Annotated in this window: 14 protein-coding genes; 7 read left to right on the forward strand and 7 right to left on the reverse strand. The window is 74.1% G+C overall.

Going from position 1 to position 18453, the window contains the following annotated elements:
* Positions 1 to 121: 121 nt before the first annotated feature.
* Together ICW24_RS13665 and ICW24_RS13670 are read right to left on the reverse strand one after the other, a co-directional pair.
* Entirely contained in the window at positions 122 to 1093 is a 972-nt protein-coding gene (locus tag ICW24_RS13665) for an aldose 1-epimerase family protein (protein WP_226346278.1), read from the reverse strand.
* Positions 1094 to 1179: 86 nt separating this feature from the next.
* Entirely contained in the window at positions 1180 to 2841 is a 1662-nt protein-coding gene (locus ICW24_RS13670) for an AMP-binding protein (protein ID WP_226346279.1), read from the reverse strand.
* 235 nt (positions 2842 to 3076) lie between these two features.
* Between ICW24_RS13670 and ICW24_RS13675 the strand changes: the two genes are divergently transcribed.
* Positions 3077 to 5401, forward strand: coding sequence for a helicase-associated domain-containing protein (locus ICW24_RS13675; protein ID WP_226346280.1), 2325 nt, complete (start codon positions 3077 to 3079; stop codon positions 5399 to 5401).
* A gap of 92 nt (positions 5402 to 5493) precedes the next feature.
* Here ICW24_RS13675 and ICW24_RS13680 read toward each other — a convergent pair whose 3' ends face one another.
* Both ICW24_RS13680 and ICW24_RS13685 read right to left on the reverse strand, forming a co-directional pair.
* Complete coding sequence (locus ICW24_RS13680) at positions 5494 to 7488, reverse strand: M13 family metallopeptidase (protein ID WP_307781346.1); 1995 nt, start codon at positions 7486 to 7488, stop codon at positions 5494 to 5496.
* 159 nt (positions 7489 to 7647) lie between these two features.
* The gene (locus tag ICW24_RS13685) at positions 7648 to 8250 is read right to left on the reverse strand and encodes an NAD(P)-dependent oxidoreductase (RefSeq protein ID WP_226346281.1); all 603 of its coding nucleotides are present in this window, start codon (positions 8248 to 8250) and stop codon (positions 7648 to 7650) included.
* A gap of 98 nt (positions 8251 to 8348) precedes the next feature.
* Between ICW24_RS13685 and ICW24_RS13690 the strand changes: the two genes are divergently transcribed.
* From ICW24_RS13690 to ICW24_RS13700, 3 genes are all read left to right on the forward strand, one after another.
* Positions 8349 to 8729, forward strand: coding sequence for a winged helix-turn-helix transcriptional regulator (locus tag ICW24_RS13690; protein ID WP_226346282.1), 381 nt, complete (start codon positions 8349 to 8351; stop codon positions 8727 to 8729).
* Between the two features lie 31 nt (positions 8730 to 8760).
* A complete protein-coding gene (locus tag ICW24_RS13695; protein ID WP_226346283.1) occupies positions 8761 to 9273 on the forward strand; it encodes a sulfite exporter TauE/SafE family protein in 513 nt (170 codons plus the stop codon).
* Positions 9274 to 9525: 252 nt separating this feature from the next.
* A complete protein-coding gene (locus ICW24_RS13700; RefSeq protein WP_226346284.1) occupies positions 9526 to 10251 on the forward strand; it encodes a VOC family protein in 726 nt (241 codons plus the stop codon).
* A 361-nt stretch (positions 10252 to 10612) separates the two neighbouring features.
* Here the strand turns inward: ICW24_RS13700 and ICW24_RS13705 are convergent, their stop codons facing one another.
* The 3 genes from ICW24_RS13705 to ICW24_RS13715 all read right to left on the reverse strand — a co-directional run bounded on the left by ICW24_RS13705 (position 10613) and on the right by ICW24_RS13715 (position 13553).
* Positions 10613 to 11134: a GNAT family N-acetyltransferase gene (locus ICW24_RS13705; protein ID WP_307781347.1), complete on the reverse strand. Its 522-nt coding sequence runs from the start codon at positions 11132 to 11134 to the stop codon at positions 10613 to 10615.
* On the reverse strand, positions 11131 to 12066 hold the full coding sequence (locus ICW24_RS13710) for a hydroxymethylglutaryl-CoA lyase (protein WP_226346285.1): 936 nt from the start codon (positions 12064 to 12066) through the stop codon (positions 11131 to 11133). Before ICW24_RS13710 ends, ICW24_RS13705 begins: the two co-directional genes overlap by 4 nt.
* A gap of 305 nt (positions 12067 to 12371) precedes the next feature.
* Entirely contained in the window at positions 12372 to 13553 is a 1182-nt protein-coding gene (locus tag ICW24_RS13715) for an acyltransferase family protein (RefSeq protein WP_307781348.1), read from the reverse strand.
* Between the two features lie 571 nt (positions 13554 to 14124).
* Here ICW24_RS13715 and ICW24_RS13720 point away from each other — a divergent pair.
* From ICW24_RS13720 to mdlC, 3 genes are all read left to right on the forward strand, one after another.
* The gene (locus tag ICW24_RS13720) at positions 14125 to 14961 is read left to right on the forward strand and encodes an FkbM family methyltransferase (protein WP_226346287.1); all 837 of its coding nucleotides are present in this window, start codon (positions 14125 to 14127) and stop codon (positions 14959 to 14961) included.
* Positions 14958 to 16637, forward strand: coding sequence for a DNA repair helicase XPB (locus ICW24_RS13725; protein ID WP_226346288.1), 1680 nt, complete (start codon positions 14958 to 14960; stop codon positions 16635 to 16637). Before ICW24_RS13720 ends, ICW24_RS13725 begins: the two co-directional genes overlap by 4 nt.
* 106 nt (positions 16638 to 16743) lie before the next feature.
* Positions 16744 to 18372, forward strand: a complete 1629-nt coding sequence (mdlC, locus tag ICW24_RS13730; RefSeq protein WP_226346289.1) for a benzoylformate decarboxylase — start codon at positions 16744 to 16746, stop codon at positions 18370 to 18372.
* Positions 18373 to 18453 lie beyond the last annotated feature (81 nt).

Below are 18453 nucleotides of genomic sequence, written 5' to 3' on the forward strand. Positions count from 1 at the left end.
GGCGCGCCGAGTCCGCCGTCGGCGGACGGGCCTGCGCCGTCCTCACCAGGCTATCCGGTGGCACAACACCCGGGCACGCGCGTTTCGTCCCGCGCACGGGCGGGGGCCGCGCACGCCCGGCTCAGGGCGTCGGGTCGATGCCGAACGTGCCGCTCCACGCCTGGCCCGGCTGCAGGACGATCAGGTCGCGGCCGGAGTCGAACGCGCCCGGCGGGCACGTCATCGGCTCCACGGCGACCCCCGTGCGCCGCCGGGCCGGCTCGAGCAGCGTGCCGCCGGAGTAGATCTGCAGCCACGGGAAGGTGGCGGCGTCGGCCCAGACGCGGGTCGTGCGCTCCGGCCCGCGCAGCTCCACGGTCCAGCGACCGTCGGCGCCGGTGTCGAGATCGGTGTAGGCGAGGTCGACGTCGCGGTCGCCCACCGGGTCGTCCCCGCGGAAGTCGTTGCTCGGGTCGACGGGCACGATCTGCGGCCCGCCGTCCGCCGCGCGGCCGGCCACGAGCCGGTCGTCGACGACGAGCCGGGAGCGGGCCGGCGCGACGAGGACGAGGTCGTCGACCCGCTCCTCCCCCGCCGTCACGTACGGGTGGGCGCCGAAGCCGAACGGCGCGGGGGTCTGGGACAGGTTGGTCGCGCGCGTCGTCACGGTGAGGCCGGACGCGCCGAGGGTGTACGTGACGTCGATGCGCAGGATCCAGTCCCAGCCCGGCTGCGGGAGGAGGTCGAGGCGCAGGGTCACCTCGTCCTCGGCCAGGTGCACCGCCGTGAACGGCAGCCAGCACGCGAGTCCGCCGAGGGCGTTGTGCCGCTCGGGCTCGGTGTGCGCCAGCAGACGCGTCGTGCCCTCGAAGGTGTACTCGCCGTCGCCGATGCGGTTCGGCCAGGGCACGAGCAGCTTGCCGCGGAAGGCGGGGCTCGCCTCGCCCTCGGCGAACCCCGAGATGACGGGCCGTCCGCCGACGTCGTACCGCCGCAGCGCGCCCCCGACCTGGACGACGGTCGCGACGTGGTCGCCGTGACGGATCGTCCACTCCGTCCCGCTGGCCCCGGGGAGCCGCTCCTGGGTCGTGTCGTCGGTCTCGGCGTGGCTCACAGGGGTCCTCCGGGGGTGTGTCGTGAGTCGGGGTGTGTCGTGGATCGGGGCGAGGTCGTGGGTGGGGGGCGTCGGGATCGGGGCCGTCACCGGGCTCGTGCGCCGGCCGCGGGCGGCAGGCCGAGGAGCTCGAGCGCCTGCGCGCGCATCTCGACCTTGCGGATCTTGCCCGTCACCGTCATGGGGAACGACGTCGTCACGTGGACGTAGCGCGGGATCTTGTAGTGCGCGAGACGACCGGCGCAGAACTCCCGGATCGCGTCGGCGTCGACCTCGTCGGCACCGTCGCGCAGGATGATCCACGCCATGAGCTCTTCACCGTACTTCTCGTCGGGGACCCCGATGACCTGCACGTCGGCCACGCTGGGGTGGCCGTAGAGGAACTCCTCGATCTCGCGCGGGTACACGTTCTCCCCGCCGCGGATGACCATGTCCTTGATGCGGCCGACGATCGCGCAGTAGCCGTCGTCGTCCATCGTCGCGAGGTCGCCGGTGTGCATCCAGCCCTCCGCGTCGATGGCCTCGGCCGTCTTGTCCTCGTCCTCCCAGTACCCGATCATCACCGAGTAGCCGCGGGTGCACAGCTCTCCGGCGCGCCCGCGGGGGGTCGGCTCGCCCGTCACCGGGTCGACGACCTGGACCTGCAGGTGCGGCATGACGCGCCCGACCGTCTCGGTGCGCCGCCGCAGGTCGTCGTCGGTCCGGGTCATCGTCGACACCGGCGAGGTCTCGGTCATGCCGTAGCAGATCGCGACCTCGCCCATGTTCATGCGCGCGACCACCTGCTTCATCACCTCGACGGGGCACGGCGAGCCCGCCATGATCCCGGTGCGCAGGGTCGACAGGTCGTAGGTGTCGAAGTCGGGCAGCCCCAGCTCGGCGATGAACATCGTCGGGACGCCGTACAGGCTCGTGCAGCGTTCGGCCACGACGGCCTCGAGGGTGAGCGCGGGGTGGAACGAGGGCGCGGAGATGACCATGGCGGAGCCGTGGGAGGTGCACGCGAGGTTGCCCATGATCATGCCGAAGCAGTGGTAGAAGGGCACGGGGATGCACACCCGGTCGGTCGGGCCGTACCCGACGAGCTCGCCGACGAAGTAGCCGTTGTTGAGGATGTTGCGGTGGCTGAGGGTGGCGCCCTTGGGGAAGCCCGTCGTGCCGGAGGTGTACTGGATGTTGATCGGGTCGCCCGGTGTCAGGGAGGCGGAGCGGTCCGCCAGTTCCGCGGCGCTCACGCCCGCGCCCGCCGCGACGACCTCGTCCCAGCTCGGGTCGCCCACGTAGACGACGTCGTGCAGGTCCGGGCACTGCTCCCGCACGTCCTCGACCATGGCCCGGTAGTCGCTGCTCTTGTGCCGCGTCGCGGACACGAGCGTCGACATGCCCGACTGGGTGACGACGTAGGCGAGCTCGTGGCTCCGGTAGGCCGGGTTGACGTTGACGAGGATCGCGCCGATCTTCGCCGTGGCGTACTGCAGGAGGGTCCACTCGGGGCAGTTCGGCGCCCAGATGCCGACGCGGTCGCCGGCGTCCACGCCGCGCGCCATGAGGCCGCGGGCGAGGGCGTCGACGTCGGCGTCGAACTCCCGGTAGGTCCAGCGGCGACCACTCGGGACGTCGACGAGCGCCTCCCGATCCCCATGGGCGGCCACGGTGCGCTCGAGGTTCGCCCCGATCGTCTCCTCGAGCAGGGCGGGCTCCGTCGGGCCCGCGTCGAGCGAGGGGGTCGGGTTCTCGGGCGCGGTCATGGCGGGACCTCCGTGCGGCGTTGCAGGGACGACGTGGGACGCGTCCCATCCTGCGGGCCGGACGCGCCCCCGACAACCGGATCGGGCGACGACGTCGACCTCGGCCGGACCCGGCCGGCATCGCGGCGGACCCAGCCGGCGTCGCGGCGGCACCTGACCGGCCGCCGCGGCCGAGGCGGGGTCCCGTCGCCCGCGGAGGGGACCCGACCTCGGGTCGCGGCGTACCGTTGATCGGGTGCCCACGCGACGTCGAACCGTCCGCAGCCTCGCGGACGACCTCCGCACCCGCCGCGACGACCAGCTCGGCGACCTGCTGACCGCCCGCCCCGACCTCGCCCGCCCGGCGCCGGCCGACGTCGGCGCGCTCGGGGCCCGGGCCGCGACCAGGCCGAGCGTGCAGCGCTGCCTCGACTCCCTCGACCGCGCGCACCTGCAGGTCCTCGAGGCCCTGCTCGTCACCGGCACCGACGCCGTCGACCCCGCCGCCGCGGCCGCCCTGCTCGGGGTCGGACCGCGGCGCCTGGGCCCCTACCTCGACCGGTTGTGGGAGCTCGCCCTGCTGTGGCGCGGCGAGCACTGGCACGTGGTCCGCACCGCCGCCGAGGTGCTCGGCCCGCACGTCGCCGGGCTCGCGCCGGGCGAACCGACCTCCCTGGTCGGACGCGACGGGGCCGGCGGGGCCGGCGGGGCCGGCGCGACGCGCACGACCGGGGCGGCGGAGCGGCTCGCGGCGCTCGGGGAGCGCGAGCCCGAGGCGCGGGCGCTGCTCGACCGGCTGACGTGGGGCCCGCCCGTCGGGCAGCTCGATCCCGCGGGTCCGCTCGGCGGCCTCGCGGAACAGCTCGTCGCCCACGGTCTCCTGCGGCGCGACGGCGGCCAGGACGGCGCGGTGCTCCTCCCCCGCGAGATCGCCCTGGATCTGCGCGGGGGACGCAGCCATGCGGCCTTCGAGACCGAACCACCGGCGGGAGCGGGCCGCGACGTCGCCCCGGAGGCGGTGGCCGCGGCCGGGGCCGGTCAGGCCTCGCTGTTGCTCGAGCAGGTCGACGAGATCGCGGGCTCCTGGGGTCCGCGTCCGCCGCGCGTCCTGCGCAGCGGCGGGCTCGCCGCGCTCGACCTGCGGCGGCTCGCCGCGTCGCTGGAGATCACGCCCGCGCACGCGGCGCTCGTGCTCGAGGTCGCCCACGCCGCGGGGCTCGTCGACGACGACGGCGAGCTCGACCCCGTCTGGGCGCCGACGCCCGAGTACGACGAGTGGCAGCGACACCCTGCCGCGGCGCGATGGGCGACGCTGGCCCGCGCCTGGCTCACCTCCACGCGGGCCCCGCACCTCGTCGGCACCCGGCCGCCGGCCGGCCGCGGCGCGACGTCGTCGATCAACGCCCTGTCGGAGGAGACGACCTGGCCGGCGATCCGTACGCTGCGCCGCGACGTCCTCGCCGAGCTGGCCGACCTGCCGCCCGGCCGGTCGCTGCGCGCCGACGACGTCCTCGCCCGGTTCGCGTGGCGCCGACCGCTGCGCACGTCCGGGCACGTCGCGGACGCTGTGCGGGCCGTGCTCACCGAGGCCGAGATCATCGGCGTCTCCGGGCGCGGCGCGCTCACGGAGGCAGGTCGGGCGCTGCTCGAGGGGGCGCCGCCGGAGCGCATCGCCGCGGCCGTGGACGCCCACATCCCGGCCCCGGTCGAGTCGGTGCTCGTGCAGGCCGACCTCACCGTCGTCGCGCCCGGCCGTCTCGAGGGGGCGCTCGCGGCGTTCCTGCGGCTCGTCGCCGACGTCGAGTCCCGCGGCGGCGCCACCGTCCACCGGCTGACCCCCGAGGGGGTCCGTCGGTGCCTCGACGCCGGGTGGTCGGCCGACGACGTCCTCGACGCGCTGCGCGACGCGTCGACCGGCCCGCTGCCCCAGCCGGTCGAGTACCTCGTCTCCGACGTCGCGCGGCGCCACGGGCAGGCGCGGGTGGGAGCCGTCTCGGCGTACGTGCGCAGCGACGACCCCGCGACCCTCGACGCCATGGCCGCGCGGGCCGAGCTCGCCCCTCTGCGGCTGCGGCGGCTGGCCCCGACGGTCCTCGTCACCGGGGTCTCGCCGACCGCGCTCGTGGACGCCCTGCGCGGGCAGGGCTTCACCCCCGTCGTCGAGGGCGCCGACGGCGGCCTCGTGCTCACGGCGGTCGACCACCGGCGGGCCGTGCCGCGCCGACGGCCCCCACGGGCGACGTCGACGGCGACCTTCGACACGCAGGACGCGGCGACCCTCGTCTCCGCCCTGCGCGCCGGTGACGAGGCCCGCGCCGGCGCCGACCGCGAGGCCGCGGGACGCGTCGGCCCCTCGGTGCCGGCCTGCGATCCAGCGGTGACCCTCGCCCTCGTCCGGGAGGCGATCGCCGACCGCACCAACGTGTGGATCGGGGTCGCCGACGGGTCGGGCGGCACGACGCGCCTGCTGCTGCACCCCGAGCGCGTGGACGGCGGCCGGGTGCACGGGACCGTCGACGGCCGCACCAGCCCCCAGGCGTTCTCGGTGCACCGGATCACCGGGGCGCGCGCCGCCGACTGACCCTCGGGCACGCGGCGGCCCGGCGGCGGGGTCCGCGCCGATCCGAGGACCGGCGAGCCGCACCGACGGGCCACCGCCGGCGAGCCCGCCGGTCACCAGATGCGGACGCGGTCCTCCTCGGCCAGCCACAACCCGTCGCCCGGTGCGACCTCGAACGCCTCGTGGAACTCGACGAGGTTGCGGACGATGTTCGCGCGCAGGTCCATGGGCGAGTGCGGGTCGAGGGCGAGGAGGCGGCGCGCCTCCTCGGGCCGGGCCGCCCCGCGCCACGCCTGGGCCCAGCCGGCGAAGAAGCGCTGGTCGCCGCTCAGGCCGTCGAGCACGGGCGGCGTCGCCCCGTCGAGCGAGATCCGGTAGGCGAGATGGGCGATGGTCACGCCCCCCAGGTCGCCGATGTTCTCGCCGACGGTGAGCTCGCCGTTGACCTTCTCGCCCGGCAGCTCGCGCGGGGACAGCGCGGAGTACTGCGCGATGAGGGCCCCGGAAAGGGCGTCGAACCGTTCGCGGTCGTCGTCGGTCCACCACTCGGCGAGGTTGCCCGCGCCGTCGTAGCGGCTGCCCTGGTCGTCGAAGCCGTGCCCGATCTCGTGACCGATGACCGACCCGATCGCGCCGTAGTTCACCGCGTCGTCGGCGTCCGCGTCGAAGAACGGCGGCTGGAGAATGGCGGCGGGGAAGACGATCTCGTTCATCGTCGGGTTGTAGTACGCGTTGACCGTCTGCGGGCTCATGTGCCACTCGCCGCGGTCGATGGGGCCGCCCAGCTTGGCGAACTCCCGGTCGGTCTCGAAGGCGAACCCCCGGGCGACGTTGCCGACGAGGTCGGCGGCGTCGAGCTCGTAGGCCGAGTAGTCGCGCCACTCGTCGGGGTAGCCGATCTTCGGGGTGAAGGCGCCGAGCTTGTCGAGCGCCTTGGCCCGCGTCTGCTCCCCCATCCACGCCAGCTCCGAGATGTCCTGCCGATACGCGGCGATGAGGTTGTCGACGAGCGTGAGCATCCGCTCCTTGCTCTCCGGGGAGAAGTGCTCGGCCACGTACAGCCGGCCGGCCGCTTCGCCGAGGAGCATGTCGACGAGTCCGATGCCGCGGCGCCAGCGCTCGCGGTTCTGCGGCGTGCCGGTGAGGGTGCGGCCGAAGAAGTCGAAGTCCTCCTCGACGAAGGTCTCGGGCAGATAGGGCGCCCGGGAGGAGAGGACGTGCCACCGCAGCCACGACCGCCAGGCGTCGAGCGGCTCGTGCTCGACCGCGGCCGACAGGCCCTCGAGGTAGCTCGGCTGGACGACGACCGCCGGGTCGAGGGCGCCGGCCGGGGCGCCGAGGGCGTCCGCCCACGCGTCGAGGTCGATGGGGGGCGCGAGGTCGGTCAGCTCCGCCCGCGTGAGCTTGGTGTATGTCTTCACCGCGTCGCGGGAGGCTACGCGGTCCCAGTGGGACCGGGCGAGCCGCGTCTCGAGCGCCACGACGGCCGCGGCCTGCCCGGCCGCGTCGTCGAGGCCGGCGAGCGCGAACATCCGCTCGACGTGGGCGACGTAGGCCGCGCGCGTGGCCGCGTGCTGGTCCTCGCGGTAGTAGGCCTCGTCGGGCAGGCCGAGGCCGGCCTGGTAGAGGTACACGACGTAGGAGTCGGAGGCCCGCTTGTCGGGCGCCACGTAGGCGGCGAGCGCACCCGAGACCCCCGCCCGCATGAGGCGCCCCTGCGTGGCGAACAGCTCGGTGGCCGAGTCGATCGCGTCGACGGCCGCGAGGTCGGCCCGAACGGGCTCGAGCCCGGCCGCCTCGATGCGCTCGGTGTCCGTGAACGAGGTGAACAGCGCCCCGACCTTCTCCTGCGCGGCCGCCACCTCCGGGTCGGCCGCTTGCGCCCCCGCGGCGGACCGGCCACCCTCCTCGACCACCGCGGCAGCCCGCTCGATGAGCGCCCGCACGTGCTCCTGCGCCTGGTCGCGCAGCATGTCGAAGGTGCCGTACCGGCCCTTGTCGTCGGGGATCGGCGTCGAGGCGACCCACCCCCCGTTGACGTACCCGAACAGGTCGTCCTGCGGGCGGATCGTCGTGTCCATGCCGGTGGTGTCGATGCCGGAACGCATCAGGCGCAGCCCCCTCGAATCGTCGGTCCCGCCACCATAGGCGAGCCCCCTGACAGGGTGGCCGGGACCGCCGGGCCTCGCCCGGGCGGAGGTCCGGTCGGTCCGGCCGGCCCCGCCCGGGCAGGCCGCTCGACCCGTCGCGGTCGGCGTCGGCGGACGTCAGTTCGCGACGGTGAAGCGGACGCCGCGGTGGGCGGGCCGCTCGAGCTCGTCGACAAGGGCCACCGCGAAGTCCTCGGCGCTGACCTGGTCGCCGGCGGGCACGTCGAGCTCGACGCTGTAGCGTCCGGTCCGCTCGCCGGGCGCGATCATCGGCGCCGGGGCGAGCATCGTCCAGTCCAGCCCCTCGGCCGCGCGATAGAGGTCGAGCACGGCGGCGAAGGTGTCGGCCTCGGCCTTGTACTCCGCCGGGAAGCCCGGGGTGCCGCGCAGCTGCGTGTCCCCGGCCTGGAGGGCGCCGGCCCCGCCGACGACCAGGAGGCGACCCTGGGGACGGGCCTCGATGAGCGCGCGGTGCGCGGCGAGCGTCGGCTCGTGGCTGCTGCCGTCCCGCGCCGGGGGCACCGAGAGGACGGTCGCGTCGCTCGCAGCCATCCGGGCGGCGATGGCGTCGGTGTCGGAGAGGTCGACGGTCAGGGCCTGCGCCCCGTCGACGGGGGTGCCGCGACGCGAGCCGGCGACGACCTCGTGACCGCGGGAGAGCGCCTCCGCGACGACGCGCTGACCGACCATGCCGGTCGCTCCGATGACGGTGATCTTCATGTCTGCCTCCTGTGACGATGTGTGGATCGTCCGATAGTATGCATTGGTAACTGAGTACCTCAAGGTAACCTTCAAGGCGACGAGAGGAGGAGCTTTTCGTGGATGCGGTCCGACCCTTCGACGTCCTCGACCCGGCCTGCCCCTCGCGGAGCGTCCTGCGTCACCTCACCGATCGGTGGACCCCCCTCGTGGTGGGGGTGCTGGCTCCCGGGCCGGCGCGGTTCGGAGAGATCCGCGACCAGGTGGGCGGCGTGACGGCCAAGGTGCTCACCCAGACGCTGCGCTCCATGGAGCGGGACGGACTCGTCGACCGGCGCGCCCTGCCGACGATGCCGCCGCGGGTGGACTACGAGCTGACCCCGCTCGGGCGCACGCTCGTCGGTCCGCTGGACGCGCTGCGCAGCTGGGCCGAGCGGCATGCGGGCGAGGTGCTGGGAGCCCGAGCGTCGTACGACGCGCAGGACGGGGCACCCGGGTGAGGCCCGACCCATCCCGCCCGGCGGCGCGGTCATGATCGGCGTCCTCGTCGTCGTGGCCGTGGCCGCGGTCGTGCAGCTCGCGACCGGGTTCGGCTTCGCGCTGGTGTCGGTGCCGCTGCTCGCGCTCGTCACGGACGCGCACCAGGCGGTCCTTCTCGCCCTGCTGCTCGCCACCGTCGACAACCTCGGCCAGGCCGTCGAGGGGCGCAAGGTCGTCGATCGATCGGTCATCGGCCGACTGCTGCTGGGTGCGCTGGTGGGACTGCCGCTCGGCTGCATCGCCTTCACCCGCAGCGATGCCCGCGTCCTGCAGCTCACCATCGGCGCCGTCATCCTCGTGACCGTCGTCGCCCTGGCCCGCGGCGCGACTCTCGCCCGGAGCTCGCGCCGCGTCGACCTGCTGGTCGGGACACTGAGCGGGATGCTCACCACCTGCACCGGCACCAACGGACCGCCTGTCGTGGCCGTGGCCCGCGCTGGCCGTGGGGGGGTCTGCTCGGGGTACGCGTCCGCAGTCTGCTGTCGCCGGGCACCTTCCGCGTGATCGTGCTGGTGCTGCTGAGCGTCACGGCCGCCACCGCCATCGTCACCGCCCTCTGACAGCCGACGCCTGACCTCCCAGCTCGTCCCAACGGACGCCGCGTGACCGGTCGAGGGCGACAACTCACATGCACAACGGCCCGTTCGGCGGCAGCGTCCTGCGGCGATGGGTCGTTGTGCGTGCGAGTCCCCCCGCACCTGACGCCCCGCCCTCATCCGCAGGCGCGGCGTCACCCCCACGCCTACCGTCGACACCATGTCCTCCCACCTGTCAGCCGTGGTCCTCGACGCCGACGACCCCGATCGCCTCGCCCGCTTCTGGGCCGACCTGCTCGGGCGCACCGTCGCCCCTGACCCACGCGGTCCGCTCGCCGGCTCGCCCACCCAGGTCGGCCTCCGCTTCGCCCACGCCACGAGCGCCAAGGCCGGCCTCAACCGCCTGCACCTCCACCTCACCAGCCACGACGCTGACGAGCAGCAGGCGACCGTCGACCACGTCATACGGCTCGGGGGTGCTCACCTCGACGTCGGGCAGCTCCCCGAGGAGGGGCACATCGTGCTGGCCGACCCGGAGGGCAACGAGTTCTGCGTGATCGAGCCGCGCAACGCCTATCTCGCCGGGTGCGGGCATCTCGGCGAGGTCGCGTGCGACGGCACGCAGCAGGTCGGCTATTTCTGGGCCGAGGCGCTCGGCTGGCCGCTCGTCTGGGACCAGGACCAGGAGACCGCGATCCAGTCCCCCCACGGCGGCACGAAGGTCGCCTGGGGCGGCCCGCCCCTCGAGCCCAAGCACGGGCGCAACCGCCAGCGCTTCGAGCTCACCGTCCCCGACGGCGACTTCACGCACGAGGTCGGCCGCCTCACCGATCTCGGCGCCGCCGTCCTCCTCCGCGAGCCGGACGCGGACGTCGTCGAGCTGGCCGATCCTGACGGCAACGAGTTCGAGCTCCATCGACTGCCGCGCGCGGGCGGCCGCGGCTGACCGAGCCGTATGCCGTACCGACGGAGACCCCGACGGGCGGTGCGATCGCACGACGTCAGGTCGCGGCGCGAAGAACCATTCGGGCCGGGTCGATCATGACCCCGGCAACGCGCGGATCTCGGAACCACTGCGGCACAACGATTCTCGAATTTGCCCTGATGCGAGCGCCATGCCGACCCGGCCCGAATGGTTCTTGGTCCCCGACGACCCGGCGCACGGCGGACCGGGACCTCGATCCGCAGGACATGACCGGTAACCCCCGAGCCCTCGCACACCACACGCACGGTCCGGGCGGGCGTTCCGAGGGCGCACCCGGCTGTCGCGAACCGAGCACGTCGCCGACGTCGTCGGCCGCCCGACGTCACAGCTCCTTCTTGAACCCCGTGTGGCTGGCGACGAACCCGAGCCGCTCGTAGAAGCGGTGGGCGTTGCCGCGGGAGGTGTCGGAGGTGAGCTGCACGAGGGTCGCACCCTTGGCCCGAGCGGTCTCGAACGCCCACGCGAACAGCTGCTCCCCGATCCCCCGGCCCCGCAGGGTCGACAGGGTGCGGACCCCCTCGATCTGCGCGCGGGTCGTCCCCCGCCGGCTCAAGCCGTGGATGATCGTGAACTGCATCGTCCCGACCACCTGCCCGCCCAGCTCGGCGACGGCCTGGATCTGGTTGCGGTCGGCGACCATCCGCGCGAAGGCCGCCGCGTAGGGGGCGAGGTCGCCGCCGTCCCGGCCGCGCCCCAGCCCGTCGTGGGCGAGCAGGCCCACGATGGCCTCGAGGTCCTCGATCCGGCCGGCGCGCACCGTCACCTCCGGCCGATCCGGCTGCTCGGCGTGCGTCGAGGGCTCCGGCGGTTCCGGCGGACCGGACGCGCTGCCGGCGGCACTCACGAGGCCCCCGTCAGCGCGCGGACGACGGCCGACGGCGACGGCCGCCCGAGCCGGCCCGCCATCCACGCGCTCGTCGCGACGAGCTGATCGAGGTCGACACCGGTCTCGATGCCCAGGCCGTGCAGGGCCCACACGAGGTCCTCGGTCGCGAGGTTGCCCGTCGCCGACTTCGCGTACGGGCACCCGCCGAGCCCGCCGGCCGACGCGTCGACGATGCTCACGCCCCGGCGCAGCGCGGCGAGGGTGTTCGCGAGCGCCTGGCCGTAGGTGTCGTGGAAGTGGACGGCGACGTCGTCCAGCCCGATGCCGGCCGCCTCGACGCCGTCGAGCAGCCGCGTCACGTGGCCGGTGGTGCCGACGCCGATCGTGTCCCCGAGTGACAGCTCGTCCGCGCCGAGGTCCATGAGCCGCCGGCTCACCTCCACCACGTCGGCGATCGGCACGTGCCCCTCCCAGGGGTCGCCGAACGCCATCGAGACGTAGGCGCGCACCCACATCCCCGCGTCCTTCGCGCGCCGGACGACCGGGGCGAACATGTCGAACTGCCCGTCGACGCTCGAGTTGAGGTTCTTCTCCGCGAACGTCTGCGTGGCCGAGGCGAAGATCGCCACCGACGTCACGCCGAGGTCGAGGGCGCGGTCGAGGCCCTTCTCGTTCGGCACGAGCACGGGACGGTCCTTGCCGAGGCCGAGCTCGCCGAGGTTGGCGAGCAGGTCGGCGGCGTCCGCGAGCTGCGGCACCCAGCGCGGCGACACGAACGAGGTCACCTCGATAGTGCCCAGCCCGGCCTGCGCCAGCATGCGCACGAACTCCGCCTTGTCGGCGACGGGGACGATGCCCTGCTCGTTCTGCAGGCCGTCCCGCGGGCCGACCTCGTAGATCCTCACGCGCTCCGGCAGGCCCTCAGCGGGCTCGATCTGGGGTTCACGCATCGCTGCACTCCTCGTGGTGGGGACGGATACCGACAACGGTGCCCCATCCTCGCCGACCCGGCCTTCCCCGTCGCCGACCCGGGTGCCCGAACGGCCGGGCCGAATCAGAGACTCACGGCAGCGCCTGACATCGATGGCCGATGTCCGCGTCGCGCTCACCTCGGAGCTCCTGCGGGTGATCCGATCGAGGTTCTCGACGTCGGCCGACTTCATCGGCGGGCGTTTTCCCTACCCGCCGCTGCTGCACCGCGACGGCCGTCGCGTGCATGACTCGTCGCGTCGGCGACGGCTGCGCGTCTGTCGTCTCACCCACCGCCGGCGATCGATAGCAGCAACCCGACCGCCCCGACCAGGAGCATTCCCGCCGCGGCCGCCCACAGCGTCATTCGGGTGCTTTCCCTCATGCCCGGCACGTAGCGCGAGGCGTCCTCCACCCAGCGCTGCCACACGTGCCCGAGCCCGAGGGCAAGTGCCAGCAGGACGAGCCGTACGGAGCCACCCATCTGCCCGATCAGGTTCTCGGCCAGCGGAATGAGCGGCCAGTGCCACAGGTACACGGAGTACGAGATGAGCCCGAGCCACTGGGTGGGTCTCCAGGCGACGATCCGATCCAGCATCGTGCCCGGCCGGGTGCCGCCCGCGAGAATGACCAGCGCGGTCCCCAGCACCGCCGGCAGAGCCAACGGGGCGGGGAACATGGCCGCCGCGGGCAGGACGTCCGGACCGGGGATGACATCGGGCAGGACGAGTAGAAGCGAGCCGGGAAGAATGAGCAGCAGCCCGATCCAGCGCATCGCGGTGGCGGCCGCGGGGCCCGGCGCCCACCGCCGCAGGAGGAGCGCGACCAGGCCTCCTGCGGCGAACTCCCAGACCCGCGTGACTGTGACGAAGAAGGCGACGGGGTGGTCGTGCCACGTCCAGACCAGCGCCGCGACGAAAGAGATGGCCGCGACGACGACAAGGGCCGTCCCGACTGCGAACACGGAACTCACCGCTCGACCGCGCCGCCTCGACCACGACGCCACCCCGACGGCCAGGAGGATGAGGGGAGGCCAGAGCAGATAGAACTGCTCCTCCGCTGAGAGGGACCAGTAATGGACGGTCGGTAGATCGGCGAACGCGCTCTGGCCACCGAGGGACGTGAGGTAGGCCGCGTACAGGTTCATCGCGTAAAAGGCCGCGGCGAAGATGCTTCGGCCCGCGTCCCCCCACTCCGACCGCGGGAGGACGACGGGCACCATCGCCCCCACGAGCAGAAGCACCGACAGGCTGGCCGGCAGCAGCCTCCGCGCCCGGCGGGCGTAGAAGGCCCCGAGGCGCACCCGGCCGGTCCGGTCGAGCTCGGCGAGCAGGTGCCCGGAGATGAGGAATCCGGAGATGACGAAGAACACGTCGACGCCGACGAAGCCGCCGCCGAACGCATCGATGCCCGAGCCGAAATGAAAGAGCAACACCATGGCGATGGCCACGGCCCGAAGCGCCTGCACCTCGGGATAGAACCGACGCTCCGCCCGCGCCTGGACTCGATGCGCTGTCGCGTCTCGGCGCACGTCCAAGGAAGTCCGCTCCTGTGACCGAGTGCGTCGAGGTTCACCGGACGTCATCTTGCTACCCCCAAGTTCTTCGTGCCCGGTCATGACTCCATCACCACCACGTCGTGGCGGCTGCGTCAGTCGGCTCTCGCGACGGCCGACCCCGGCCCCTCGCATCATCTGGACAGACGTCCACGGACGAGAATACGCACGTGCACGTACACCCACCAAGGCTGTGTCTCGTGAGCGCAGAGAACCGAGCGAACGCGAAGATACCGGCCGCATCGTCGGTGCGCCTGCGCGAGATTCCCCACGGGGCGAGCGTGCACCTGACGTCGGGCGCGACGAGCCGCTCGGGATCGATGCCTCGTGGCGCAGCCGGGTGATTCGCCCGCCCTCATTCAACCCGGCTGCGGCTCGGCTGCGGCTCGGGGTGGGTTCGCAGCGACCCCGAGTCGGCGGCGGGCCGGCCCGCTGCCGTCCCCGACCCGCACGCCCACACGGGTCGACGAGGAGACTGATCTTCGTGAAGCTGTGTTCGATCGCCGATGTCCGCGCCGCCCTGACCTCCGGTGAGCTCCCCGCGGGTGATCCGATCGAGGTCCTCGACGTCGGCGCGAACCCCATCGACGGCGACCCGCCCTACCTGCCGCTGCTGCGCGCCGGCCTGGCCCGCGTGACCGGCTTCGAGCCGCAGCCCGACGCCCTCGCCCGGTTGCTCGAGCGGGCGGGACCGGCCGAGCGGTACCTGCCCCACGCCCTCGGCGACGGCCGGACCCACGAGCTGTCCGTCTGCGCCGAGTCGGGCTTCACGTCGATCCTGGCGCCCGACGAGGGGCAGCTCGCGCTCCTCACCGACTTTCCGCGCCTGGCGGAGGTCGTCGCCCGGGTGCCGGTGCCCACCGCCCGTCTCGACGACCTCGACGTCGGCCGCGTCGACTACCTCAAGATCGACGTCCAGGGTGCCGAGGCGATGATCGTCGAGCACGGCCGGCGGACCCTCGCGGACGTGCTCGCGGTGCAGATCGAGGTCAACCACCACCGCCTCTACGTCGACCAGCCGACGGCCGGCCAGATCGACGCGCTCCTGCGCGGGATGGGGCTCGTGCCCCACCTGACCGTGGCGACGAAGACGTGGCCGCTCGCGCCGACGCCGTGGGCCGACCCCGACCAGGCCCACGCCCACACCCTCGTCGAGGCCGACGTCCTCTACGTGCGCGACCCGGCCACCCTGGCCGACCTCGCGGACGCGCAGCTGCTCGCGCTCGCGCGCGTCGTGGGCCTCGCCTACGACTCCCTCGGCCTGGCCCGCACCTGCCTGACGACGCTCGCGCAGCGGGGGTCCGTCAGACTGGAGGGATGACCGACGGCCCTCTCATCGTCCAGAGCGACAAGACGCTGCTCCTCGAGGTCGACCACCCGCGGGCCGGCGAGGCGCGGCGGGCCATCGCCCCCTTCGCCGAGCTCGAGCGCGCGCCCGAGCACATGCACACGTACCGCGTCACCCCGCTCGGCCTGTGGAACGCCCGCGCCGCGGGGCACGACGCCGAGCAGGTCGTCGACGCCCTCGTCACCTTCAGCCGGTACGCGGTACCACACGCGCTGCTCGTCGACATCGCCGACACGATGGACCGCTACGGCCGCCTCGTCCTCGAGAAGGAGGACGCGAGCCCCGACGTGCCCGACGCCGGCGGCCCCGCCGGCCGGCTCGTCCTGCGCACGACGGACCGGCCCGTGCTCGAGGAGATCCTGCGGCACCGCAAGGTGAAGCCGCTGCTCGGGGAGCGCCTCGACGACCTGCGCGTCGTCGTCCACAACAGCGAGCGCGGGCACCTCAAGCAGGAACTGCTGAAGGTGGGCTGGCCCGCCGAGGACCGCGCCGGGTACGTCGACGGCGAGGCCCACGCCATCGACCTGCGCACCGACGACTGGTCGCTGCGCCCGTACCAGGAGCAGGCGGTCGAGGGGTTCTGGCACGGCGGGTCCGGCGTCGTCGTCCTCCCCTGCGGCGCGGGCAAGACTCTCGTCGGGGCCGGCGCGATGGCGCGGGCCCGCGCGACGACCCTCATCCTCGTGACGAACACCGTGAGCGCGCGGCAGTGGCGCGACGAGCTGCTGCGCCGCACGAGCCTGACCGAGGAGGAGATCGGCGAGTACTCGGGCGCCCGCAAGGAGATCCGCCCCGTCACCATCGCCACGTACCAGGTGCTGACCACGCGCCGGAAGGGCGCGTACACCCACCTCGACCTGCTCGACGCCCGCGACTGGGGCCTCGTGCTCTACGACGAGGTCCACCTCCTCCCGGCGCCGATCTTCCGGATGACCGCCGACCTGCAGGCCCGCCGCCGCCTCGGGCTGACGGCGACGCTCGTGCGCGAGGACGGCCGCGAGAACGACGTGTTCAGCCTCATCGGCCCCAAGCGGTTCGACGCGCCGTGGAAGGACATCGAGGCGCAGGGGTACATCGCGCCGGCCGACTGCGTCGAGGTGCGGGTCACCCTCGGCCAGGCCGAACGGCTCACCTACGCGAGCGCCGAGGCCGAGGACCGCTACCGCCTCGCGTCGTGCTCGCCCGCCAAGGACGACGTCGTCGAGCGCATCGTCGCGGATCACGCCGGCGACCAGGTGCTCGTCATCGGGCAGTACCTCGACCAGCTCGACACGCTCGCGGAGCGGCTCGGCGCGGAGCTCATCACCGGCGAGACCCCGGTGCGGGCCCGGCAGCGGCTCTTCGAGGCCTTCCGCACCGGTGAGCTGCGGGTCCTCGTCGTGAGCAAGGTCGCGAACTTCAGCGTCGACCTGCCCGAGGCGGCGGTCGCGATCCAGGTCAGCGGCACGTTCGGGTCCCGCCAGGAGGAGGCCCAACGCCTGGGCCGGGTGCTGCGCCCCAAGGCCGACGGTCGGACCGCGCACTTCTACACGGTCGTCGCCCGCGACACCGTGGACGCCGAGTTCGCCGCCCACCGCCAGCGCTTCCTCGCCGAGCAGGGTTACGCCTACCGCATCGTCGACGCCGAGGACCTCTTCGCCGCTCCCTGAGGGGCCGGCCCCGCCGACCCTGTCGGTCCCGGCGTCTAGGGTGTCGCCACGGCCCGACGCAGGGCCGCCGGACGAACGGGTGCGCGGGCCGACGAGGGAGTGGCGCATGGACGACGACGCGCGGGTCGCGAGCGTGAAGGAGCTCACGCACGGGCTGCTCGCCCGCCACGGCCTGACGACGATCTTCGGCAACCCGGGCTCGAACGAGCTGCCGTTCCTCGCGGGGCTGCCGCCGGAGTTCCGCTACGTCCTCGGGCTGCACGAGGGCGTCGTCGTCGGCATGGCCGACGGCTACGCCCAGGCGAGCGGCCGGCCGGCGTTCGTCAACCTCCACGCCGCCTCGGGGACGGGCAACGCGATGGGGGCGCTGACCAACGCCGTCTCCGCGCGCACCCCGCTCGTCGTCACCGCCGGCCAGCAGGTGCGGTCGGTCGTCGGCACCGAGGGCATGCTCGCCAACGTCGACGCCGCCCTCCTGCCCCGCCCTCTCGTCGGCTTCTCGGCCGAGCCCGCGTGCGCCGGCGACGTGCCGCGCACCATGGCGCAGGCGATCTTCGAGGCGCAGCACGGCCGGCGGGGGCCGGTCTACGTCTCGGTGCCCTACGACGACTGGTCGGCCCCCGCGCCGCCCGGCGCGCAGCACGTCCTGGCGCGCGACGTCGAGACGGGAGGGCACCCCTCGCCTGCGCAGGTCGACCGGTTCGCCGACGCGCTCCGCGGCGCTGCGCGGCCGGCGCTCGTGCTCGGCGGCGACCTCGACGGGCGGGTGCCCCCGGGCCGGCTCGTCTCGCTCGCCGACCGGCTCGACGCGACCGTCTGGGCGGCCCCGTCGCTGTTCCGGCTGCCCTACCCCAACCGGCACCGACGGTTCGCGGGCGTGCTGCCCGCGGGCATTGCCTCGGTGTCGGCGCGGCTCGCCGGGCACGACCTCGTCCTCGTCCTCGGCGCACCGGTGTTCCGCTACCACCAGCACGAGCCCGGCGAGTACCTCGCCGCCGGCACCTGCCTCGTGCAGGTCACCCACGACGCCGGCGCGGCGACCCGCCCGCCCGTGGGCGAGGCGCTGATCGCCGACCCGGCGGCGGTCGTCGACGCGCTCGTCGACGCCCTCGCGGCGGGTCCCGACGCCGACCTGAGCGACGACGCGGCGTTCGTGCCGTGCGCGCCCGTCCGCGCCGCGGCCCCGGGGCAACCCCTCGCCCCGGCCGAGGTCGTCGCGACCCTGCGGCGGAGCCTGCCCCACGACACCGCGTACGTCGTCGAGTCGACCTCCACCAACGCCGACTTCTGGGCCCAGAGCGACCTCCGGGCGCCCGGCTCGTACTACTTCCCCGCCTCCGGCGGGCTGGGGTTCGGGATGCCGGCGGCCGTCGGCGTCGCGCTCGCCCACCGCGACGCCGGGCTCGACCGGCCCGTCGTGGGCCTGATCGGCGACGGCTCGCTGCACTACGGCGTCACCGCCCTGTGGTCGGCGGCCCGGCTGGACGTGCCCGTGACGTTCGTCGTCCTGCGCAACGGCGGGTACGGCGCCCTTGCGTGGTTCGCCGAGCTGCTCGGGGTCCCCGACGCCCCCGGCATCGACCTGCCCGGCATCGACGCCGTCGACATCGCGCGCGGCTACGGCGTGCCCGGCCGGGCCGTCGCCACGGCGGCCGAGCTGGCAGACCTGCTCGCCGAGCCCGCGCGCGGGCCACGGCTGGTCGAGGTGCCCACCGCCGCGAGCCGGCCGCAGTGAGCCCGTCACCGTGAGGTCGCACACCGTGGGCCCAGCGGATGAGCCCACCGTCTGCGCCCTGGCACCGCCCCGCCACCGCCC

Origin of the sequence: Agilicoccus flavus (assembly GCF_014857905.1) — a bacterium.
Classification (GTDB): Bacteria; Actinomycetota; Actinomycetes; order Actinomycetales; family Dermatophilaceae; genus Agilicoccus; species Agilicoccus flavus.

Excerpts from the sequence above, each read along its gene's own strand:
- ICW24_RS13670 (WP_226346279.1), bottom strand. The coding sequence starts at position 2,841 with ATGACCGCGCCCGAGAACCCGACCCCCTCGCTCGACGCGGGCCCGACG.
- ICW24_RS13725 (WP_226346288.1), top strand. The coding sequence starts at position 14,958 with ATGACCGACGGCCCTCTCATCGTCCAGAGCGACAAGACGCTGCTCCTC.
- ICW24_RS13685 (WP_226346281.1), bottom strand. The coding sequence starts at position 8,250 with ATGAAGATCACCGTCATCGGAGCGACCGGCATGGTCGGTCAGCGCGTC.
- ICW24_RS13680 (WP_307781346.1), bottom strand. The coding sequence starts at position 7,488 with ATGCGTTCCGGCATCGACACCACCGGCATGGACACGACGATCCGCCCG.
- ICW24_RS13700 (WP_226346284.1), top strand. The coding sequence starts at position 9,526 with ATGTCCTCCCACCTGTCAGCCGTGGTCCTCGACGCCGACGACCCCGAT.
- ICW24_RS13695 (WP_226346283.1), top strand. The coding sequence starts at position 8,761 with ATGATCGGCGTCCTCGTCGTCGTGGCCGTGGCCGCGGTCGTGCAGCTC.
- ICW24_RS13710 (WP_226346285.1), bottom strand. The coding sequence starts at position 12,066 with ATGCGTGAACCCCAGATCGAGCCCGCTGAGGGCCTGCCGGAGCGCGTG.
- mdlC (WP_226346289.1), top strand. The coding sequence starts at position 16,744 with ATGGACGACGACGCGCGGGTCGCGAGCGTGAAGGAGCTCACGCACGGG.